Source organism: Streptococcus caledonicus, from assembly GCF_042656225.1.
Taxonomy (GTDB): domain Bacteria; phylum Bacillota; class Bacilli; order Lactobacillales; family Streptococcaceae; genus Streptococcus; species Streptococcus caledonicus.
In genome coordinates, this window is the sequence record NZ_JBHSOJ010000016.1 from 555070 (window position 1) to 576193 (window position 21124).

A 21124-nucleotide genomic window follows, 5' to 3' on the forward strand; every position below is an offset into this window, starting at 1 on the left:
TATGAAACGAGTTAGAAAACATTGGTTAGGCGTTTTGCTATCAATTATTTTTCTTTGCTGTATTAGCAGTCTATATATTCTCTATAAATTTCAACCCTTGAATGATGAACGTGTTAAAATTGGTGCGACCTATATGACCATGAACAATGACTTCTACAAGGCCCTTCATTCTGAAATCAAGAAAGAAGTAGATGAGAGTGGAGATATCCTAATATTACGTGATCCATCTCTGAATGTTGAAAAACAAGTAGAACAGCTTGATTACTTTATCAGAGAAAATTGTGATGTCATCATTATTAATCCTGTAGACAGTAGTAGTGCTTCCATTATTGCCAAATTAAAAGAAGCCAGACATAAAGGAATTTCAGTTGTCGCTGTAGATAGTCGCCTAACAGATTCTACCATAGCAAACACGACTATTCTTTCTGATAACTATCGGGCAGGGGTGATGTGCGCTGAGAACCTTTTAGCAATAAAATCTAGTGCAGAAATCTTACTGTTAGAGCATGCAACAACTGTTTCTGGTAGTGATAGAATAAAAGGCTTTGTTGATACTTTAAGTGGTCGTAAGGATTACCATATTGTAGCTTCTAAAGAAGTTAGAGGACAAACAGAACTTGCTATGCCTGCTGTACAGGAAGTTATTGACTCGGGAATTTTTTTTGATACTGTTATGGCTTTGAATGATCAAAGTGCCCTGGGAGCTTTGGCGGCAATAGAAGTTGCTAATTTAGATAACATTACTGTTTATGGTGTAGATGGTTCACCTAATGTTAAAATGCTATTAGAAACTACTGATGATGTTCAAGCGACAGTTGCCCAATCTCCCCATACTATTGGGGAGGAAGCCGCCAGAGCCAGTTATAGGTTAGCGGAGCATTTACCGTTTAGGAGCAATATTGTTGTACCTGTAACTCTCGTGACTAAAGATAATATTAAAGCATTCAATATTTCTGGGTGGCAATGATGAATAGTTTACGTTATCAGAGATATGCTAAAATACTAGATGTTATTTTGGTTGTCATCAACATTCTGGCTGTTCTTTTTACTGTTTCTGTCTATCTATTTTCAACTCGATATATTATAGAGCAAGAACTGAGTCACCAACTTTTAGAAAAACTTGAAGTCATCCCTAGTTCGCCCGATACCATGTTTTGGTATACATTAGTTTTCTTTGGATTGCTATTAGTCGTTATAACCTGGCGGCATCAATTACTGGTTGCTGATTCAGATTATAGAGATTGGATGGCAGTTGTTGAAATAATGTTACTGATTATAACGATTTCATCCATGCAATTTTCATATAATGGCCTGATTTTATTAGTTTTTTCTGATATTTTTTATAGTTATACAGATTTTTACAGTATGAAAAGTCAGCGCTATTGGGCAGTATTTATTGTCATCAGTTTTGGCGTGTTATTGTTATCTAATTTTGATTTGCTATCAATTCTTATTCCGCTCCCATCTTTAGATACTTATATTAGTTTCGTTCCCTTTCAATATCAATTTATCTTATTGTTTATCAAAAATGGTTTGACAACCATCAATATGGTTGTGTTTATTCTCTCTTTAGTCATGTTTATCATGTACTCCGTTTCTGAAAATCATAAAATCGAAGAAGAACTACGGATGGCTGATCGTGCCAATAATCATTTAGAAGATTATATTGCTTTAGCAGAGAAAATGGCAGAAGATAGGGAAAGAAAACGCATTGCTAGGGAAATTCATGATACTTTGGGGCATGCTCTAACTGGAATTTCAGCTGGGATTGACGCAGTCCTAGTCTTATTAGATTTGGATAAGGAACACGCTAAAAGACAACTTATTAGTGTTTCAACTGTTGTTAGAGATGGCATCCAAGATGTTCGCCGTTCGCTAGAAAAACTCCGTCCAGGTGCTTTAGAACGAGGTAGTTTAAAAGAAGCACTTTTGAAATTGATTGAAGACTATGAGAATCTTTCTAAAATGACTATTACTCTAGATTATCATTGGCAAAAAGTTGATTTAGATACAGCAAAAGAAGATTTGATATTTAGACTCATCCAAGAATCTGTAACAAACTCACTCCGTCATGGCCATGCAGATCATGTTGAAATCGGTATGTATAGTAAAGAAAATAACTTCATTATTACAATTAATGATGATGGTATTGGTTGTAAAAACATTAAATATGGCTATGGCTTAACCCAAATGCAAGAAAGATTAGCAGTTATAGGTGGTCAGATACAATTTGATAGCCGAAATGGCTTTCAAACGACTGTTTTTATACCAAAACGTAAAGGGGAAGAATTATGATAAAAGTCTTAGTTGCAGATGATCAAGAGCTGATTCGTGATTCTATTAGTATTGTATTGTCTGCTTATCCAGACATTGAAGTGGTAGCCACGGCAGGTGATGGTCTAGAAGTTTTAGAACATCTCAAAAAACAAGAAGTTGATGTTATTTTAATGGATATCCGAATGCCAAATATGGATGGTGTTGTTTGTACTAAATTTGTTAAACAGAATTTTCCAGATGTTAAAGTTATTATTCTGACGACTTTTGATGATGATGAATTTATTTTCAGTGCTTTGCAATATGGAGCATCAGGTTATATTTTAAAAGGAATTTCAACAAAAGATTTACACCAAGCGATACTGACGGTAAATAGTGGGAATGCAATGCTTAATCCGGATATAGCAAGTAAAGTTTTTAAATTATTTTCTCAAATTACGCCACAAACTTCTAATTGTTTAAAAGTTAACGAAGAGGCAATAAAAACATTGTCAAAAGCTGAGTGGCGCATTATTCAGCAGATTGGAAATGGTTTATCGAATAAAGAAATTGCAGTGAAGTTGTATTTATCTGAGGGAACTGTTCGAAATTATTTATCGCATTGTTTGGCAAAACTTGAACTACGAGATAGAACTCAGCTTGCCATTTGGGCTGTTCAAACTGGAGTAACGACTAGAAATTACAATGATTAGATTTAAAAGACATATTAAACTTATTATTTTTCTGTGCGCTCTTATCATTGCGATACCAATTTTTGGATACCTAAAATGGACCTCTCCAAAAGTTTTATCAATTGGTATCTATGCAGGCAGTAGCTGGGATGTTCCTAGTGGTCAAGAAAATACTCTTTTGGATGATGTTATTAAACGTTTTGAAGAAGGTCATCCAAATGTAAGGGTCAAATATGAGAGTGGCATTACAAAAGAAGCTTATTCAGATTGGCTCTCAGATCGAATTGTACAAGGGAGTCAACCAGATGTTTTTATTATACCTGAGAATGACTTTAACCTTTTAGCATCTACAGGATCGCTTCTTAATTTAGAAAAAAATATTCGTCGCACAATTGATACTAGCATGTATTATACTGCTAGTATCAAAGCGGGTCAATACAGAGATGTCTCATATGCTCTTCCATTTGAGAGTAATCCAATATTAATGTGTATCAATCGTGATTTATTAGAATCTCAAGGAATTGAGATACCACAACCTGGCTGGACTACGGGAGAGTTTTTTCAGCTCTGTCAGAGATTAACCAAAGATACAGATGGAGACGGGGTCATTGATCAATTTGGTACAGTCGGTTACAGTTGGAAAAATGCGGTTGCTGCTAACGGGATATCTTTATTTCTTAATGATGGTAGTCAAGTGGATATAAATACAACTCAGATACGAGATGTTCTTACTTGGTACCATCAATTGGAAAAATTGTCAGGGAACTATACGGTTGCGCCAAGTGATTTTGATAAAGGAAAAGTTGCTTTTATGCCTATGACACTTGCTGAATACCGCACTTATAAACCTTATCCCTATCATGTTTTAAAATATTCTTCCTTTTCATGGAGTTGTATCGAAATGCCACGTAAGCCTACTGTAAAATCAACTGAAATGCAGACGTCTCTATTTGGTATTTCATCGAAAACAAAGCAACCACAATTAGCATGGGAATTTTTGAAAATGTTAAGCGCAGATGAACAAACTCAGCAAGATCTTTTCGCCCAGTCACAAGGAGCCTCAGTTTTAAAATCTGTCATGACAAGTCAGAAAAGTTCCGAAATATTACAAAACGATACTTTTGGCACATCAGCTTTATCGTCTAGAACCTTAAATCATATTTTAGAATCTGCTCAAGCTCCTCCTAATTTTCCCTCCTATAATGATTTAATCGAAAGAGCAGACTATCTAATTGGTCAATCTTTGTCAAAAGATAGCATTGACAGTGATTTAGGTGAAATTCAAGAGGAACTCAGCCGAGAGCTTCGGAACTAATAATTATAATTTCGTTTTAAAATGAGAGTGGGACAGAAGTCATGATTTCGAAGAAATTGACTTCTGTCCCACCTCTGCACAGCTCCGAAGGTCTGGGAGACCTTTGGAGGTTAGAAATAAGATGAACGACGTTCATCACATTCGTATAGGATGGCCGCTAACGATTGCGCAGTAAGGGTTTAGGACTTCCAATCAACCACTGCGTCAATCTGTTATTGCTATCAAAAAAAAAAGTTTGAGATATTTTTGTCCCAACCTCGTCTCAGTGTGACAATTTATTTCCTTTCGTTTCACAATGTTCCATTATTGGTATTTTTTGTAATTATTACAAGCGACGAAGTCGCCATAACTAGTACCTTCCACAGAGGTGAAAATGTCCACTAGACTTTGATACTCTGGGGAGAGACTATCAAAGTCTGTTACTGAGAAATAGAAGAGTAGTAGCAGCCTCAGCTTAGAAATTAAAAATCAAAGGAGGTGTTGGTTTGCCAAAAAGGATGGAACTCTGTAGGAGGTCGCTTCTTCCCTACGTCACATTCGGCCAAGTGCTAATTACTAAATAAAATCTAAATTATTATGAAATATAAAGTCTTATTGGTAGTAAAATGTGCTTCGCTGATAAGGCTTTTTTGGTACGGTGACAAATGTCACTAAAATGTGTTACAAATGTCATTGGAAGTGATGATTTTGAACACTTTGAAAACGATGTCAAAAAGCGTAAACTAGTGTAGAAAGAAGGAGGGAATCTTTTATGAAGTATCTAATACTTGTTAGTCATGGTGACTTTGCTAAAGGACTTAAAAATTCATTGGCAATGTTTGCAGAAGATAAGATGGATTCAGTTATTGCAACTGGCTTGCAAAATGGAAAATCTGTTGATGATTTTGCAAGTGAATTCCGTCAAGCAATTTCTGCTTTAACGGCTGAAGATCAAGTTGTTGTCCTAGCAGATATTGTTGGCGGTAGTCCATTGACAACTGCTTGTGATATTTTAGAGGAAAAAGGTCTTTTGAGTTCAGCAACTATTCTTGGAGGCATGAATCTTCCAATGGCTATAACATCTGTTATGATGAAAGATGTTCTGGATGGCACTGACTTTGTTCAAGCTGTTTTGCCAGAAGCTTCAGCAGCTTTACAAGAATTTAAAATTCAATCAGAAGAATCTGATGACGACGATATTTAAGACATAAAAAAATAAAGAAGGGAAAGAATGCTGAGCATTCGAGGTAAAAAAATGGTAGTTTCATTTGTACGCATTGACGACCGTATGATTCATGGTCAAACTGTAACACGTTGGGCAAAAGAATATCCATGTGATGGATTGATTGCAGTTAATGACGCTGCAGCAAGCAACAAAGTTTTGACTCAAGCCTATAAAGGAGCTGCAGCTGATAAAAAAACTTTTGTTTGGACAGTTGATACTTTCGGTGAAAAATCACAAAAAGTTTTAGATTCGGATACACGTTACTTTGTCATCACTAAAAACCCAATTGATATGAAGAAATTATTGGTTGATCAAGGATTTGTTCCAAGTGATGTTAAAGAAATTATTGTTGGTCCTGCTAACGATAGACCAGGAGCTATTAAACTTGGTAATAACCAATCAATCACTCCTGAAGAAGCAGAAGCAATAGAGGCTATTGAAAAAGCTGGATATCGCGTAAAATTCCAATTGTTACCAGATGTGTCAATTGGTTACTGGTCAGATTTTAAATCAAAATTTGGCTACTAAGTCAATATTAAACACAAGGTTAAAACATGCTTTAATTTTTAGAATGGAGAAATTCTTATGACTATTTCTTGGTTTCAAGCTGCGCTCCTAGGATTGTTTGCCTGTTTAGCATCAATGCCTGGTTTGGGTGGCTCAAGTATCGGTAACTATACTTTAGGTCGTCCGCTTGTCGGAGGTCTCGTCTGTGGACTTATTCTTGGTGATGTTAAAACTGGTATCATCTGTGGTGTCGCAATGCAGTTGGTATATATTGCCCTTGTTACCCCTGGTGGCACTGTTTCAGCAGACGTACGTGCGGTATCTTATATTGGTATCCCACTTGCAATGGTTGCCATTCATGCTCAAGGTATCAGCGCTTCATCTGAAGAAGCAGCAAACCTTGCTAAATCAATGGGTACTCTTGTAGGTACAATTGGTACTGTACTATTTTACGGAACTGCAACATTGAACTTGGCTTGGCAACATATTGGTTGGAAAGCTGTTGAAGAAGGAAACTATAAAAAACTTTATAAAGTAGACTGGCTCTATCCTTGGATTTCACATGTAATCTTCTCATTCATCCCAACATTGATCATGTGTAAATTAGGTGCGAGTGCGGTAACTGCATTGCAGGAAGCTCTTCCTATGGATGGTATTGCAATGAAAACTCTCTTTACAGTTGGTGCACTTCTTCCATGTGTGGGGATTGCAATCTTGCTAAAACAATTGGTTGATAAAGTGACTGACTTTGTTCCGTTCTTTGTTGGATTTACTTTGGCAGCATCACTTGGTCTTAACCTAGTAGCTACTGCTGTAGTATCTCTTATCTTTGCACTTATTTTCTTTGAAATTGATATGGCAAAAATTAAAGCTTCATCAGCAGTAGTAGCAGGTGCTGGATTTGATGACGATGAAGAGGAGGATATCTAAGATGGCTGAAAAACGTAAAATTTCCAAAAAAACTTTAACCAAATCTTTCCACCACTGGTACTATGGTCACTTAACTTGTTTCTCTCAAGAACACATGCAAACATTTGGTTATTTGACTTCTATGCTTCCAATCGTAGAAGAATTGTATCCAAATAAAGAAGATCAAAAAGCACCAATGCAAACTTACACTGCATTCTTTAATACTGAGCCACAATTAGGGACATTGATTGTCGGAATTACAGCAGGTCTTGAAGAAGCTCGTGCAAATGGTGAATCTGTTGATGATGAAACAATCAATGGTATGCGTGCTGGTTTGATGGGGCCTGTAGCAGGTATTGGTGACTCACTTGTTGTCGGTACTTTAATTCCTGTACTATTGGGCATTGCTTTGGGACTATCCACGGATGGTTCTCCTGCTGGAGCTATTTTCTACACTGTAGTTTGGAACTTGCTTGCTTACTTTGGGATGAAATTTGCTTATTTTAAAGGTTATGAACTTGGAGATAAGGCAGTTGAATTTCTTGTTGGTGCACAAGGTCAAGCCATTCGTAAGGCGATTGGTATCATTGGTGGTATGGTTATCGGTGGTGTAGCAGCTACTTGGGTATCTGTGAAAACATCTTTCCAATTAGGTAATCCTAAAAAACCATATTTGATTCTTCAAAATCAATTAGATTCTGTGTATCCTGGTTTATTGACAGCTATCTTCATCGTTCTTTGCTGGTGGTTGATGGCTAAGAAAAACTTATCACCCATCAAAGTTATGCTTCTCTTGGTTGTCATTGCGTTTGTTGGGGTACTAGCTGGTTTCTTTAACCCTGGACTTTCTTACTAATAAAAATACAAGATTGCGAGACTAGTATAATGACTGAACAAGAATTGATTAAAGGATATGAAACTGAAATAGCCTATCAAAAACATATGATTGAAAATTTAGGACGATGGTTTAATCTATTGTTTCTAATAGCTAGTATAGGTTGTACCTTGTTCTATTTTTTCCATAAAGATTCACTGGTATGGACTATATTAAGTGGTATTTTAATCATTTTGGGTTTGTTAGGTATGCTACTCTTTGGATACGGTATTTATAAGGGACGACGCAACGTTAATCGGGTTATTGAAGACTTTGAATATAAGTTGAAATTCCGTAATTTTTAAATGATGACTCAGGTGGATAAGTTTCCTTCTGAGTTTTATATATTTTTTGATGGATATGATGGAGTAGGTGTGGTATTAGGCTTATCTGATTTAAAAATAACCATCTAGGCTAAACTCCCAAACTAACTTCCACTACCTATTAAAGTAGAAGTTGGCCTGATAAAAAACGAAAAAACCAGTGGAAATCCGTGTCAGGGTAAGTTCCACTGGTTTTTATAATGGCTGATTTCATGGCATTTTTGGGCAAATTAAGTTGGCGAAAAGGGTGCACAAAACCCCCTCATCTGAAAGCGTTTCAGATTAAGTTCCGCTATGGTGGAAGTTAGTGTGAGACGTTTGAGTGGATTCTATTAGGTTAGTTTTTAGAATTTATGTTGGAGTAATTTGGGCGACTGGCAGACGTCTTCTGCGGGAATTAAGGACACGCCAAGAAGGTTCGCTAGTTCTTCGTCATAGGTAAAGGTAAAGAGCTCATAAGCAGATTTCCCATTCAAAGCAGCGCGCTTTACGCTATTGACATGAGAACAGACTAGGTTGATATCGTCCTGAGTTAAGTGATCAAAAGACGTTCCCTTGGGTAAAATGTCGCGAATAAGCGTGTGATTTTTCTCAATCCTCCCTTTCTGGTCAGAGCGATTAGGGTCGCAAAAGAACAGTTTTAACTCGCCTCTAATATCCATTTCGATATCATCAACTTTGGCAAACTCCCCGCCATTGTCGGTTAGAATGACAGGGAAAACCTCGAAGAAATCTCTATCAGCCTCATAAAGCGTGTTCTTGATAACATAGAAGTGTTTAGCGACCTCAAGAGCGGTTTTATTGTCGAGAAGTCTAGCGAAGATAAAGTTACAGAAAGAGACAGTGAAGGTGAGTAGGACTTTTCCGCCAATCCGTCCCATAACTGTGTCCATTTCTAACCAAGAAGTTAGTTGGTTATGCGTCAAATACTGTTGGAAGTCGTCATAAGAACGCCCCTTTTTAGCTTCTTTAGGGATAGCAGGTAGTGTAGATTTGCGTCTTGGTTTAAATTTTACAGCTCTAGCTAAATCAATAGGCGCGATAGAAAGGTATCCTTTACGGATGTGTCGATAGACGGTTGAGGAGCTGACATCAAGGTGATGCGTTTTAAGGATGTGATAGATGTGCTGCCCCCTTTTGACACCATCGGAGATGACTTTATCCATTTCCCAGAACGTTTGAGAGTTGAGAGATGTTCCTTCTCGAGCCTCAAGGAGGATTTGTTCGTACTGTATTTGAGCCTGTTTAGCGAGGTAGAAGATTTTCTTATAGCCACAATTTAATCTTCTCTTAGGACATTCGTTATAGATAAAGGGATCTTTATAAAGGAGAGGGCAAGGAAGCCCATCACTAGTAGCAGAGTGGACTTGTCTATTACGTTTGACCTCTTTGGAAACGGTAGTAGGATCTTTTAGGATTGTTTGTCCAATCGCTTTGAAGGTTTCACCACGCTCTAATCCAAGTTGGATATTATTGCGGTCCGAGAGGGTAAGGTGTTTGTGTTTTGTTATAGTAAGAATCATTTCTAACGCAAACGTATCAGACTTAATTCCACCATAAAAATCCGTTTTAGACTAAGAAAGATCACTTCGAAAACTACAGTGGAACTTACTTTAGGAAATTACCAATAACTATCTAAAGATATTTTATCCATCCAATTGGTCGTCAAATACTCATAATTTTGATATAATAAAATCGGCCTTGTGCTGATTTTTTTAGTATGGATGAAATGATGAAAAACTTAATAAAAAAAGAATTAGATGGTATTGATGTCCGCATTGATGAGCCTTTAAGTAATTATACTTATACGAAAGTTGGTGGACCAGCAGATTTACTAGCTTTTCCTCGTTCACGATATGAATTGCAACGCTTGTTGACATTTGCAAAAACTCATAATTTAGAATGGACTGTTTTAGGAAATGCCAGTAATTTAATTGTTCGTGATGGTGGTATCCGAGGAATAGTTATCATGTTAGAAAAAATGGCAACTATTACTGTTTCTGGATATGTTATTGAAGCAGAAGCAGGAGCTAATTTAATTGAGACAACTAAAGTTGCCAGTCGCCATAGCTTGACAGGCTTTGAGTTTGCCTGTGGTATTCCTGGATCAATAGGCGGAGCTGTTTTCATGAATGCTGGTGCCTATGGCGGTGAAATTGCCCATGTGCTAACTTCAGCTCAGTTATTGACCAAAGACGGGGAAATTATAACCTTGGAAGCTAGAGACTTAAGGTTTAGTTATCGTCATTCTGCCGTTCAAGAGTCGGGAGCAATAGTTCTATCTGCCAAATTTGCTTTAAAACCTGGAGACTACACTCAAATTACCCAAGAAATGGCACGATTGACTCACTTACGTGAGTTGAAACAGCCACTTGAATTGCCATCCTGTGGTTCTGTGTTCAAACGTCCTAACGGCTACTTTGCTGGTGCTTTAATTTCTGATGCAGGGCTTCGTGGGTACCGTATTGGTGGAGTTGAGGTGTCCACCAAGCATGCAGGATTTATGGTAAATGTTGACAAGGGGACTGCAACCGATTATGAAAATCTAATTGCTTCTGTTGTCGAAAAAGTAAAAGAACACTCGGGTGTTACACTAGAGCCAGAAGTTCGTATCATTGGCGTAGCTAAATAAATAGAGAGGAAAAGTTAATTGACAAATCCGATTATTGCATTTGAAAATGTAACAAAAATATTTGAAGATAGTGGTACTCAAGTACTTAAAAATATTAATTTCGAACTAGAAGAAGGCAAATTTTATACTCTACTTGGTGCTTCTGGTTCTGGTAAATCAACTATTTTAAACATTATTGCTGGTTTATTAGATGCTACAAGCGGTGATGTTTACTTAGATGGTAAACGTATCAATGATGTGCCAACGAATAAACGTGATGTGCATACTGTCTTTCAGAACTATGCCCTCTTCCCTCATATGACAGTAGCAGAGAATGTGGCATTTCCTTTAGTAATTAAAAAAGTTGATAAAAAAGAAATTGCTGAACGTGTGGCTGAAGCGCTTAAAATGGTACGTTTAGAAGGATATGAAAAGCGTTCCATTCATAAATTATCTGGTGGTCAGCGCCAACGTGTCGCCATTGCTCGTGCCATTATCAATCAACCTCGTGTAGTGCTTCTGGATGAGCCACTGTCAGCTCTAGACCTGAAATTGCGTACAGAAATGCAGTATGAATTGCGTGAATTGCAACAACGTTTAGGAATTACCTTTGTTTTTGTTACCCACGATCAAGAAGAAGCTCTTGCTATGTCAGACTGGATTTTTGTCATGAATGACGGTGAGATTGTTCAGTCTGGAACACCAGTTGATATTTATGATGAGCCAATCAACCACTTTGTTGCTACTTTCATCGGTGAATCTAATATTTTGTCAGGCGTCATGATTGAAGACTACTTGGTTGAATTTAATGGCAAACGATTTGAAGCTGTTGATGGGGGTATGAGACCAAATGAACCAGTTGAAGTTGTTATTCGTCCAGAAGATTTACGTATCACTCTTCCTGAAGAAGGAAAATTGCAGGTTACCGTAGATACCCAGCTTTTCCGTGGTGTTCACTATGAAATTATAGCCTATGACAATCTTGGAAATGAATGGATGATTCATTCAACACGTAAGGCTATTGTTGGAGAAATAATCGGGCTTGATTTTGAGCCAGAAGATATTCATATCATGCGTCTCAATGAAACAGAAGAGGAATTTGATGCTCGTATTGAAGAGTACGTAGAAGTAGAAGAAGTAGAAGACGGACTTATCAATGCAATTGAGGAGGAACGTCATGAAGAAAACCTCTAATATTGCATTTTCAATTCCCTACTTACTGTGGATTATTTTCTTTGTTTTAGCTCCTGTTGCCTTACTACTCTGGAAATCATTTTTTGATATTGAAGGAAACTTTACATTAGCAAACTATGGTACTTTTTTTTCAAGTTGGACTTATCTCAAAATGAGTTTCAATTCAATTATTTATGCTGCTATTGTCACCTTAGCGACCTTTCTGATTGCTTACCCAACAGCGCTCTTTTTGACCCGTCTTAAACATAAACAGCTTTTTTTAATGCTGGTTATTCTACCAACTTGGGTTAATCTTTTGTTAAAAGCTTACGCCTTTATGGGAATTTTTGGACAACAAGGTGGAGTTAATGCTTTCCTAGAGTTTATGGGAATCGGTGCAAAGCAAATTTTATTCACTGATTTTTCATTTATTTTTGTAGCGGCATATATTGAACTACCTTTTATGATTTTGCCCATTTTTAATGCTCTTGATGATATTGATGAGAATTTGATAAATGCAAGTCGTGATCTTGGAGCTACAAATACTCAAACATTTCGAAAAGTTACCTTCCCTTTGTCGCTTAATGGGGTGCGCTCTGGTATTCAAGCAGTCTTTATTCCATCCTTATCTCTCTTTATGTTGACGCGTTTAATTGGAGGAAATCGTGTCATTACCTTAGGAACCGCTATTGAACAACATTTCCTAACCACTCAAAACTGGGGAATGGGAGCGACCATAGGTGTGATTTTAATTGTTGCTATGATTGTAACAATGTGGGTGACAAAGGAGAGACAACAATGAAAAAATTAGCAAATCTATATCTTGCACTTGTTTTCCTTATCCTCTATATTCCTATCGCCTACTTGATCTTTTATTCTTTTAATGCAGGTGATGATATGAATGCATTTACAGGAATGACACTCGAACATTATGAAACAATGTTTGGAGATAGTCGTTTAATGTTGATTTTGGTAGAAACTTTCTTTCTTGCCTTCTTATCAGCTCTTATTGCAACTATTATTGGAACTTTTGGAGCTATTTTTATCCATCAGACACAACGCCGTTTCCAGAATGGTTTGTTATCAGCTAACAATGTCTTGATGGTAGCACCAGATGTTATGATTGGGGCAAGTTTCTTAATTCTTTTTACGACTATAGGATTTAAATTAGGTGAACTCTCAGTTTTACTTAGTCATGTGGCCTTTTCTATTCCGATTGTGGTTTTAATGGTCTTGCCACGTCTGAAAGAAATGAACTACGATATGGTCAATGCGGCCTATGATTTAGGAGCAACCCGCTTTCAAATGATGAAAGAAGTGATGTTGCCTTATCTGACACCAGGGATTATTGCAGGGTATTTCATGGCTTTTACCTATTCACTGGATGATTTTGCTGTCACCTTCTTTGTGACTGGAAATGGTTTCTCAACTCTTTCTGTCGAAATCTATTCACGAGCACGTCAAGGCATTTCACTTGAAATCAATGCTCTTTCCACTATTGTATTTCTCTTTAGTATCCTATTAGTTATCGGTTACTATTTCATTTCACAGGAGAGGGAGAATAAGAATGCGTAGATTATATTCGTTTATCGGTGGTATTCTAGCTATTGTAGCTCTGCTATTCGGCCTTAGCCTTATCATGAAACAAAGTAGTGGTAGTGCCTCAGATAAATTGGTCATCTATAATTGGGGAGATTATATTGATCCTGAGTTACTAGATAAATTTACAAAAGAAACTGGAATTAAGGTGCAATATGAAACTTTTGATTCCAATGAAGCCATGTATACAAAGATTAAACAAGGTGGGACTACTTATGATTTGGCAGTTCCTTCTGACTATATGATTGATAAGATGATCAAAGAGAACTTGTTAGTTAAATTGGATCATGCTAAAATACAGGGATTAGATAATATTGGTTCTGAATTTATGGGGCATAGTTTTGATCCTAAAAATGACTATTCGATTCCTTATTTTTGGGGGACCGTAGGTATTGTTTACAATACGAAGATGTTAAAAGAAGCTCCTGAACACTGGGAAGATCTGTGGCGAGAAGAATATCGTAATGATATCTTGCTTGTTGATGGAGCTCGTGAAGTCATGGGATTTGGGCTTAATAGTTTTGGCTATAGCTTAAATAGTAAAGATAAGGTGGAACTGGCTGTTGTTGAAGCAAAATTGAACGAATTAACACCTAACGTTAAGGCAATCGTTGGTGACGAGCTAAAACATTATATGATTCAGGGAGACGCAGCCATCGGAGTATCCTTCTCTGGAGAAGCTAGTGAAATGCTTGATGGTAATGAAGACCTTGTCTATGTTGTTCCAAGCGAAGGGTCAAATTTGTGGTTTGATAATATTGTCATTCCTAAGACTGTGAAGCACCCAAAAGAGGCATATGCTTTTATTAACTTTATGTTAACTCCTGAAAACGCTGCACAGAATGCGGAATATATCGGTTATGCGACACCTAATACCAAAGCCAAGGAACTTTTACCAGAAGAAATCACTTCTGATAAGGCCTTCTACCCAGACCAAGAAACCATTGAAAATCTGGAAGTTTATGATAACCTTGGTCAAAAATGGTTAGGGATTTACAATGACCTTTATTTACAATTCAAAATGTACCGTAAATAAGATATAACGTAGAAGAAGTTGGAATCCAGCTTCTTTTTACATTAGCTATTCGTATGTTAAAGAAAGTCGAATATAACACTTTTAGAACGAAATAATGCTTTAAAAGAGAAAGTATGGTACTCATTAAAGAAAATAGGAAAATAATTATCATTTTCCACTTGACAGAATTATCAGAAAAATATAGAATATTCATTAAATTAAATTGAAACACAAAGGAGTCAATCAAATGGAATTCACAATGACAACTGTTTTGCTATTGAGAATATCGGGCTAGTGCAAGAGCATTAGTCCTGTTTGGCTTACCAAGCGGGAAGTGAACACCTCGCTTGGTTTCCAGTGAGGTGTTTTTAAGTTTTTAGAAAGTGGTAATTGAGATGCGTAAAGTAGAATTTTTAGATACAACGTTAAGAGACGGAGAACAAACTCCAGGAGTCAATTTTTCAATAAAGGAAAAAGTAGCTATCGCTAAACAACTTGAAAAATGGGGAATTTCAGCAATCGAAGCGGGTTTCCCAGCAGCTAGTCCCGATTCTTTTGAGGCGGTTAGGCAAATAGCTAAGACGATGAAAACTACTGCTGTATCTGGTTTAGCTCGTTCTGTAAAATCAGATATTGATGCTTGTTATGAGGCAATTAAGGAGGCTAAATATCCTCAAATGCATGTCTTTATCGCTACAAGCCCTATACATCGTGAGTTTAAATTAAAAAAATCAAAAGAGGAAATTTTAAACATTATTAAAGAACATGTTAGCTATGCTCGTTCTAAGGTAGAAGTGGTTGAATTTTCTCCTGAAGATGCAACAAGGACTGAACTGGATTTTCTTCTTCAGGTTGTTCAAACAGCCGTTGATGCTGGGGCAACCTACATCAATGTTCCTGACACGGTTGGTTTTACAACACCTGAAGAATATGGGGATATCTTTAAGTTTCTTATTGAAAATGTTAAATCAGATAGAGAGATTATTTTTAGTCCGCACTGTCACAACGACCTTGGAATGGCAGTAGCCAATACCTTATCTGCTATTAAAAATGGAGCAGGTCGTATTGAAGGAACCTTAAATGGAATCGGTGAGCGGGCAGGCAATGCAGCTCTTGAGGAAGTTGCTGTAGCGCTTAGTATTCGCGAGGATTATTATCAAGCTAGCTCTGCTATTGTTCTAAAAGAAACCATTAATACTGCTGAAATGGTGTCACGCTTTTCTGGAATTCCAATTCCTCGAAATAAGGCGGTTGTAGGTGGTAATGCCTTCTCACATGAATCTGGTATCCATCAGGATGGCGTTCTTAAAAATCCATTGACTTATGAAATTATTACACCTGAGTTAGTTGGTGTGAAGCGCAATTCACTTCCACTTGGAAAACTATCTGGTCGTCATGCATTTATTGAGAAATTAAAAGAGCTTGACTTAGAATTTGAAGAAGATGAAGTCTCAGTTTTATTTGCTAAATTTAAAGCCTTAGCTGATAAAAAACAAGAAATTACGGATGCTGATATTACTGCTCTTGTTGCAGGTAATGAAATCGAAAACCCTGAAGGTTTCCATTTTGGCAATTTGAGATTAACTTCAAATCCTGATGATACAGTGACAGCAGTCGTTACGATGGTTAATAACAATCAAGAAACTGTTAATGTTACAGCTGAAGGTAAAGGTTCTGTAGAAGCCACCTATAATGCCATTGACCACTTCTTTCATCAAGAGGTCAAATTGCTCAGTTACAATATGGATGCAGTTACAGATGGGATTGATGCGCAAGCGCGTGTTACCGTTTCAATTGAAAATAGTGAAACTGGTACGATATTCAATGCGTCAGGAATTGATTTTGATGTGATGAAAGCTGGTGCAATCGCCTATATCAATGCTAATGTCTTTGTGCAGAAAGAAAACGCTGGTGAGATTGGTCACCGACTATCAGAAAAAGAAATGTAAGGTATGTGAATGACAAATAAAATTGTAACCTTAGCAGGGGACGGAATTGGTCCTGAAATCATGGCGGCAGGTTTAGAAGTTCTAAAAGCTGTCGCAGAAAAAATCGGATTTGATTATGAAATAGATGCTCAGCCATTTGGAGGAGCAGGAATTGATGCTACGGGGCATCCGCTTCCTGGTGAGACATTAGAGGCAGCGAAAGCTGCGGATGCTATTTTACTTGCAGCAATTGGAAGTCCTAAGTATGATACTTGCCCGATTCGACCAGAACAAGGTCTTTTGAGCCTCCGAAAAGAATTGGGTCTCTATGCTAATATTCGACCTGTCAAAATCTTTGATGCTATTAAACACCTATCACCTCTAAAAACAGACCGACTGGAAGACATAGATTTTGTGGTTGTCCGTGAATTGACTGGCGGAATTTATTTCGGTGAGCATATTTTAGAAACTGACAGGGCTCGTGACCACAACGATTATACTTCTGAGGAAATTCGTCGTATCATGGTCGAAGCCTTTGAATTAGCTAAGACAAGGCGCAAAAAGGTTACAAGCATCGATAAACAAAATGTTCTTGCTACCTCAAAATTATGGCGAAAAGTAGCTGAAGAGGTCGCAAAAGATTATCCTGATGTGATTTTAGAAAATCAATTAGTCGATAGCGCAGCTATGCTCATGATAACAAATCCAGCTCAATTTGATGTGATTGTTACAGAAAATCTTTTTGGAGATATTTTATCGGATGAAGCATCGGTCTTGCCTGGAACATTGGGTGTTATGCCATCAGCTAGTCATTCGGCAACAGCTCCAAGCCTTTATGAACCTATTCATGGGTCGGCTCCAGATATTGCTGGAAAAGGAATTGCAAATCCAATGTCTATGATTTTATCCGTTGCTATGATGCTTCGTGAGTCTTTTGATGAAAAAACAGGTGCAGAGATGATTGAAAGAGCTATTGAAAAAACATTGGCACAAGGTATATTAACTAAAGATATGGGCGGAGCTACTACAACTGATGAAATGACTGCAGTCATTATAGGTAATTTAGAATGAAGCTAGCAATCGTTATTTTGTTAATATGGAACTTAATTGTTTTCATGACTTATGGCATTGACAAACATAAATCAGTTGCAAATAAATGGCGCATTTCTGAAAAATCCCTATTACTAATGACCCTATGTGCGGGTGGATTAGGAGCCTTGTTAGGAGGAGAAATGTTTCATCATAAGACTAGAAAGTGGTATTTTCAACTTGCTTGGTACCTAGGGATTTTGATTCAGGCAGTGATCTGCTATGGACTTTGGTACGTAAAGCAAGGATAAGGGGAAGTTATGAGTGGACAATCTATTTTTGATAAATTATGGGACCGTCATGTCATTACGGGTAAAGAGGGTGAACCTCAACTCATGTACGTTGACCAACATTACATTCATGAAGTAACAAGCCCGCAAGCTTTTGATGGCTTAAGAGAAGCAGGACGTCAAGTTCGTAGACCAGACTTGACCTTCGGGACTTTTGACCACAACGTTCCAACGGTTAATATACACGACATTCGGGATGTGATTTCCAAAGCCCAAATGGACGCTCTTGCTCGAAATGTGAAGGAATTTGGGATTCCACACGCGCCGCATGGCTCCCCAAATCAAGGAATCGTCCATATGATTGGTCCAGAGATGGGGTTAACCCAGCCTGGAAAATTCATTGTTTGTGGAGATAGCCACACCGCTACACATGGTGCTTTCGGAGCCATTGCCTTTGGGATTGGAACGACAGAAGTGGAGCATGTTTTTGCTACCCAAACCATCTGGCAAGTCAAACCAAAGAAGTTATTGGTGAGATTTACAGGAACAGCACCTAAAGGCATCTATGCCAAAGATTATATTCTGGCCTTAATCGCCAAATATGGTGTAGCTCTAGGAGTTGGCTATGTGGTCGAATACACGGGTGATGCTATTGACCGATTGACGATGGAAGAGCGGATGACCATCTGCAATATGTCTATTGAATTTGGTTCTAAAATGGGCATTATGAATCCAGACCAAACAACCTTTGATTATCTAGCAGATAAAAAACATAGACCTAAAGATTTTGAAGTGGCTATAGCTGACTGGAAGACATTGATTTCAGATACAGATGCCCAGTATGATAAGGTCATTGAGATGGATGTATCAGAGTTGGCACCTATGGTGACCTGGGGAACCAATCCTTCAATGGGGGTACGGTTTGACCAACCGTTTCCAGCCATTCGTGACCTTAATGATGAGCGTGCCTATAACTACATGGGCTTAAAACCTGGACAAACAGCTGATGGGATAGACATTGGATATGTCTTTCTAGGCTCTTGCACCAATGCCCGCCTCAGTGACTTGCAAATTGCTGCTAAAATTGTCGCTGGGAAAAAAGTAGCCAAAGGCGTCACAGCTATTGTGGTTCCTGGATCTAGACCTGTAAAACAAGCGGCTGAACAACTTGGTTTAGATAACATTTTTATCGAAGCGGGCTTTGAATGGCGTGATCCTGGCTGTTCCATGTGTCTGGGTATGAATCCAGACAAGGTTCCAGCTGGTGTACATTGCGCCTCGACAAGCAATCGTAATTTTGAAGACCGGCAGGGTGTAGGAGCTAAAACACATCTTTGTAGCCCAGCCATGGCAGCTGCAGCCGCAATAGCCGGGAAATTTATAGACGTCAGAACATTGGAGGTGAGTTAAACGATGGAAGCATTTACCATTTATACAGGAACTACGGTCCCTTTGATGAATGATAATATTGACACAGACCAAATCCTTCCCAAGCAGTTTCTAAAGTTGATTGATAAAAAAGGATTTGGCAAATACCTCATGTATGAGTGGCGATATCTAGACGATAACTATACTGAGGATCCTGAGTTTATCTTTAATACACCACCTTATCGCAAGGCCACCATTTTAATCACAGGAGATAATTTTGGGGCTGGCTCCTCTCGTGAACATGCGGCTTGGGCACTTGCAGATTATGGTTTTAAGGTAATCATTGCTGGATCCTTTGGGGACATTCACTATAATAATGACCTCAATAACGGCATTTTACCCATTGCGCAGCCCTTGGAGGTTCGTCAACAATTAGCAGCGCTGCAACCGACAGATGAGGTGACCATTAACCTCTATGATCAAAAAATCCTATCTCCTGTTGGTGAGTTTTCCTTTGAGATTGAGGCTGACTGGAAAAACAAATTACTCAAGGGACTGGATGATATTGGCATTACGCTAGAATACGCGGATGCTATTGCTGAATATGAAAAAAATCGACCATCTTATTGGTAAGAATAACCTGATGGTCAACACATTAAAAAGAAAGAAATAGGTAATTATCATGACTAAACACGTACATTGGAACGGACAACTTAACCAAGAAGGCTTTGATATTCTTAACGGCGATGGCGGCTGTATTGTAACCCCTACAAAAGTCGGCTATATCATCATGACTAGTGACCGTGCTGGCCTTGAGCGTAAATTTGAGGCAAAAGAGCGTAACCGTAACAAACCTGGTGTTGTTTTATGCGGAAGCATGGCAGAGCTCCGTGAGCTAGCTCAGTTAACCCCAGAAATTGATGCCTTTTACCAAAAACATTGGGATGAAGACATTCTTCTAGGTTGTATCCTCCCTTGGAAACCAGAAGCCTATGAGAAATTAAAGGCTTACGGTGATGGTCGTGAAGAATTGATGACTGATGTCCGCGGCACTTCATGTTTTGTGATTAAGTTTGGTGTGGCTGGTGAACAAATCGCCAAAGAAATGTGGGAAAAAGAAGGCAAAATGGTTTATGCCTCATCAGCAAACCCATCTGGTAAAGGTAACCGTGGTAAGGTTGAAGGTATTGGTGAACGTATCGAAAATACCGTTGACCTTGTGATTGAAGCAGATGATTATGTCGCTTCTATCCAACCTGATAAAACGGTAGAAACGCGCTATGAACAGGGGGTTATGGTATCAATGGTTGATAAGGATGGTAAACTTATCCCAGAACAAGGCGCAGGTAGCCGTTCGATTGACAACTGCCCAGTGGTCATCCGTAAAGGGCTTGATATTGATAAAATCATGATGCACCTCTCAGACCACTTTAACTCATGGAACTACCGTCAAGGGGAATATTATTAAGGGAAGTTAAAAGGGGCGTTGTTAAGCGCCTTTTTCTATGGTATAATATTAAAAACTAATATATCGGGGTGACTATGCCAAGAAGCGAAGAAGTGATTTTAACGAATATGTGTATGATTGAAAATGAGCGTGGCGAGGTTGTCATGCAAATCCGAAATCCAGACCGCTATGCTTGGGATGGCGCAGCATATCCAGGAGGACACATTGAGAAAGGCGAAAGTTTACACGAATCTGTTGTCCGAGAAGTTTATGAAGAGACAGGATTGACCATTAAAAATCCAAGATTGATTGGTGTCAAGCATTTTCACACAAGAGGAGAAGGTATCCGTTATCTTGTATTTCTCTACAAGGCAACTGAATTTGAAGGGGACATCAGATCATCTGAAGAAGGAGAAATCAAGTGGGTTCCAAAAACTGATTTTAAAACAATTGATTTGGCAGACTCTATGGATGATATTATCCAATTCTATGAGGAGAAAAATGCGTCTGAACTGTTCTACCTTCGAGATGTGAATGATATTTTACAGAGACAGTTTTTATAAGTAAAAAGCTCCTACCGGAGCTTT

General features: G+C 38.1%; 22 protein-coding genes. 21 read left to right on the forward strand and 1 reads right to left on the reverse strand.

Features of this window, described 5'->3' with window-relative positions; genetic code table 11:
- The first annotated feature begins 1 nt into the window (after position 1).
- The 9 genes from ACFPQ3_RS06605 to ACFPQ3_RS06645 all read left to right on the forward strand — a co-directional run bounded on the left by ACFPQ3_RS06605 (position 2) and on the right by ACFPQ3_RS06645 (position 8059).
- Positions 2-967, forward strand: a complete 966-nt coding sequence (locus ACFPQ3_RS06605) for a substrate-binding domain-containing protein (protein WP_156805253.1) — start codon at positions 2-4, stop codon at positions 965-967.
- The gene (locus ACFPQ3_RS06610; protein ID WP_156805252.1) at positions 967-2295 is read left to right on the forward strand and encodes a sensor histidine kinase; all 1329 of its coding nucleotides are present in this window, start codon (positions 967-969) and stop codon (positions 2293-2295) included. Before ACFPQ3_RS06605 ends, ACFPQ3_RS06610 begins: the two co-directional genes overlap by 1 nt.
- Entirely contained in the window at positions 2292-2966 is a 675-nt protein-coding gene (locus ACFPQ3_RS06615; protein WP_156805251.1) for a response regulator transcription factor, read from the forward strand. Before ACFPQ3_RS06610 ends, ACFPQ3_RS06615 begins: the two co-directional genes overlap by 4 nt.
- Positions 2959-4260: an ABC transporter substrate-binding protein gene (locus tag ACFPQ3_RS06620; protein ID WP_156805250.1), complete on the forward strand. Its 1302-nt coding sequence runs from the start codon at positions 2959-2961 to the stop codon at positions 4258-4260. The genes ACFPQ3_RS06615 and ACFPQ3_RS06620 overlap by 8 nt, the downstream gene beginning before the upstream one ends.
- A 751-nt stretch (positions 4261-5011) precedes the next feature.
- Positions 5012-5443 (forward strand): PTS sugar transporter subunit IIA, encoded by a 432-nt coding sequence (locus ACFPQ3_RS06625; protein ID WP_156805249.1) that lies wholly within the window; start codon positions 5012-5014, stop codon positions 5441-5443.
- A gap of 51 nt (positions 5444-5494) precedes the next feature.
- A complete protein-coding gene (locus tag ACFPQ3_RS06630; RefSeq protein ID WP_156805248.1) occupies positions 5495-5992 on the forward strand; it encodes a PTS sugar transporter subunit IIB in 498 nt (165 codons plus the stop codon).
- Between the two features lie 57 nt (positions 5993-6049).
- Complete coding sequence (locus tag ACFPQ3_RS06635) at positions 6050-6901, forward strand: PTS mannose/fructose/sorbose/N-acetylgalactosamine transporter subunit IIC (protein ID WP_156805247.1); 852 nt, start codon at positions 6050-6052, stop codon at positions 6899-6901.
- A 1-nt stretch (position 6902) separates the two neighbouring features.
- Positions 6903-7736 carry a PTS system mannose/fructose/sorbose family transporter subunit IID gene (locus ACFPQ3_RS06640; protein ID WP_156805246.1) on the forward strand — a complete coding sequence of 278 codons (834 nt, stop codon included), beginning with the start codon at positions 6903-6905 and terminating at the stop codon, positions 7734-7736.
- A 29-nt stretch (positions 7737-7765) separates the two neighbouring features.
- Positions 7766-8059, forward strand: a complete 294-nt coding sequence (locus ACFPQ3_RS06645; protein WP_156805245.1) for a DUF202 domain-containing protein — start codon at positions 7766-7768, stop codon at positions 8057-8059.
- Between the two features lie 362 nt (positions 8060-8421).
- On the opposite strand, the gene ACFPQ3_RS06650 is transcribed toward ACFPQ3_RS06645, so the two are convergent.
- Positions 8422-9588 carry an IS30 family transposase gene (locus ACFPQ3_RS06650; protein ID WP_156805516.1) on the reverse strand — a complete coding sequence of 389 codons (1167 nt, stop codon included), beginning with the start codon at positions 9586-9588 and terminating at the stop codon, positions 8422-8424.
- Positions 9589-9806: 218 nt separating this feature from the next.
- On the opposite strand from ACFPQ3_RS06650, the gene murB reads away from it, so the two are divergent.
- From murB to ACFPQ3_RS06710, 12 genes are all read left to right on the forward strand, one after another.
- Positions 9807-10709 carry a UDP-N-acetylmuramate dehydrogenase gene (gene murB / locus ACFPQ3_RS06655; RefSeq protein ID WP_156805244.1) on the forward strand — a complete coding sequence of 301 codons (903 nt, stop codon included), beginning with the start codon at positions 9807-9809 and terminating at the stop codon, positions 10707-10709.
- 18 nt (positions 10710-10727) lie between these two features.
- A complete protein-coding gene (locus ACFPQ3_RS06660; RefSeq protein WP_156805243.1) occupies positions 10728-11882 on the forward strand; it encodes an ABC transporter ATP-binding protein in 1155 nt (384 codons plus the stop codon).
- Positions 11866-12663: an ABC transporter permease gene (locus tag ACFPQ3_RS06665; protein WP_156805242.1), complete on the forward strand. Its 798-nt coding sequence runs from the start codon at positions 11866-11868 to the stop codon at positions 12661-12663. Before ACFPQ3_RS06660 ends, ACFPQ3_RS06665 begins: the two co-directional genes overlap by 17 nt.
- Complete coding sequence (locus ACFPQ3_RS06670) at positions 12660-13436, forward strand: ABC transporter permease (protein ID WP_156805241.1); 777 nt, start codon at positions 12660-12662, stop codon at positions 13434-13436. The genes ACFPQ3_RS06665 and ACFPQ3_RS06670 overlap by 4 nt, the downstream gene beginning before the upstream one ends.
- Positions 13429-14496 carry an ABC transporter substrate-binding protein gene (locus tag ACFPQ3_RS06675; protein WP_156805240.1) on the forward strand — a complete coding sequence of 356 codons (1068 nt, stop codon included), beginning with the start codon at positions 13429-13431 and terminating at the stop codon, positions 14494-14496. Before ACFPQ3_RS06670 ends, ACFPQ3_RS06675 begins: the two co-directional genes overlap by 8 nt.
- Before the next feature lie 374 nt (positions 14497-14870).
- Complete coding sequence (locus ACFPQ3_RS06680) at positions 14871-16424, forward strand: 2-isopropylmalate synthase (RefSeq protein ID WP_156805239.1); 1554 nt, start codon at positions 14871-14873, stop codon at positions 16422-16424.
- 9 nt (positions 16425-16433) lie between these two features.
- Positions 16434-17474 (forward strand): 3-isopropylmalate dehydrogenase, encoded by a 1041-nt coding sequence (gene leuB, locus ACFPQ3_RS06685; RefSeq protein ID WP_156805238.1) that lies wholly within the window; start codon positions 16434-16436, stop codon positions 17472-17474.
- Positions 17471-17743 carry a DUF1294 domain-containing protein gene (locus tag ACFPQ3_RS06690; protein WP_156805237.1) on the forward strand — a complete coding sequence of 91 codons (273 nt, stop codon included), beginning with the start codon at positions 17471-17473 and terminating at the stop codon, positions 17741-17743. Before leuB ends, ACFPQ3_RS06690 begins: the two co-directional genes overlap by 4 nt.
- 9 nt (positions 17744-17752) lie before the next feature.
- On the forward strand, positions 17753-19132 hold the full coding sequence (leuC, locus tag ACFPQ3_RS06695; protein ID WP_156805236.1) for a 3-isopropylmalate dehydratase large subunit: 1380 nt from the start codon (positions 17753-17755) through the stop codon (positions 19130-19132).
- Positions 19133-19135: 3 nt separating this feature from the next.
- A complete protein-coding gene (leuD, locus tag ACFPQ3_RS06700) occupies positions 19136-19723 on the forward strand; it encodes a 3-isopropylmalate dehydratase small subunit (RefSeq protein WP_156805235.1) in 588 nt (195 codons plus the stop codon).
- 49 nt (positions 19724-19772) lie between these two features.
- Positions 19773-20558 (forward strand): L-threonylcarbamoyladenylate synthase, encoded by a 786-nt coding sequence (locus ACFPQ3_RS06705; RefSeq protein ID WP_156805234.1) that lies wholly within the window; start codon positions 19773-19775, stop codon positions 20556-20558.
- A 74-nt stretch (positions 20559-20632) separates the two neighbouring features.
- Complete coding sequence (locus ACFPQ3_RS06710; protein WP_156805233.1) at positions 20633-21100, forward strand: 8-oxo-dGTP diphosphatase; 468 nt, start codon at positions 20633-20635, stop codon at positions 21098-21100.
- Positions 21101-21124: the final 24 nt, after the last annotated feature.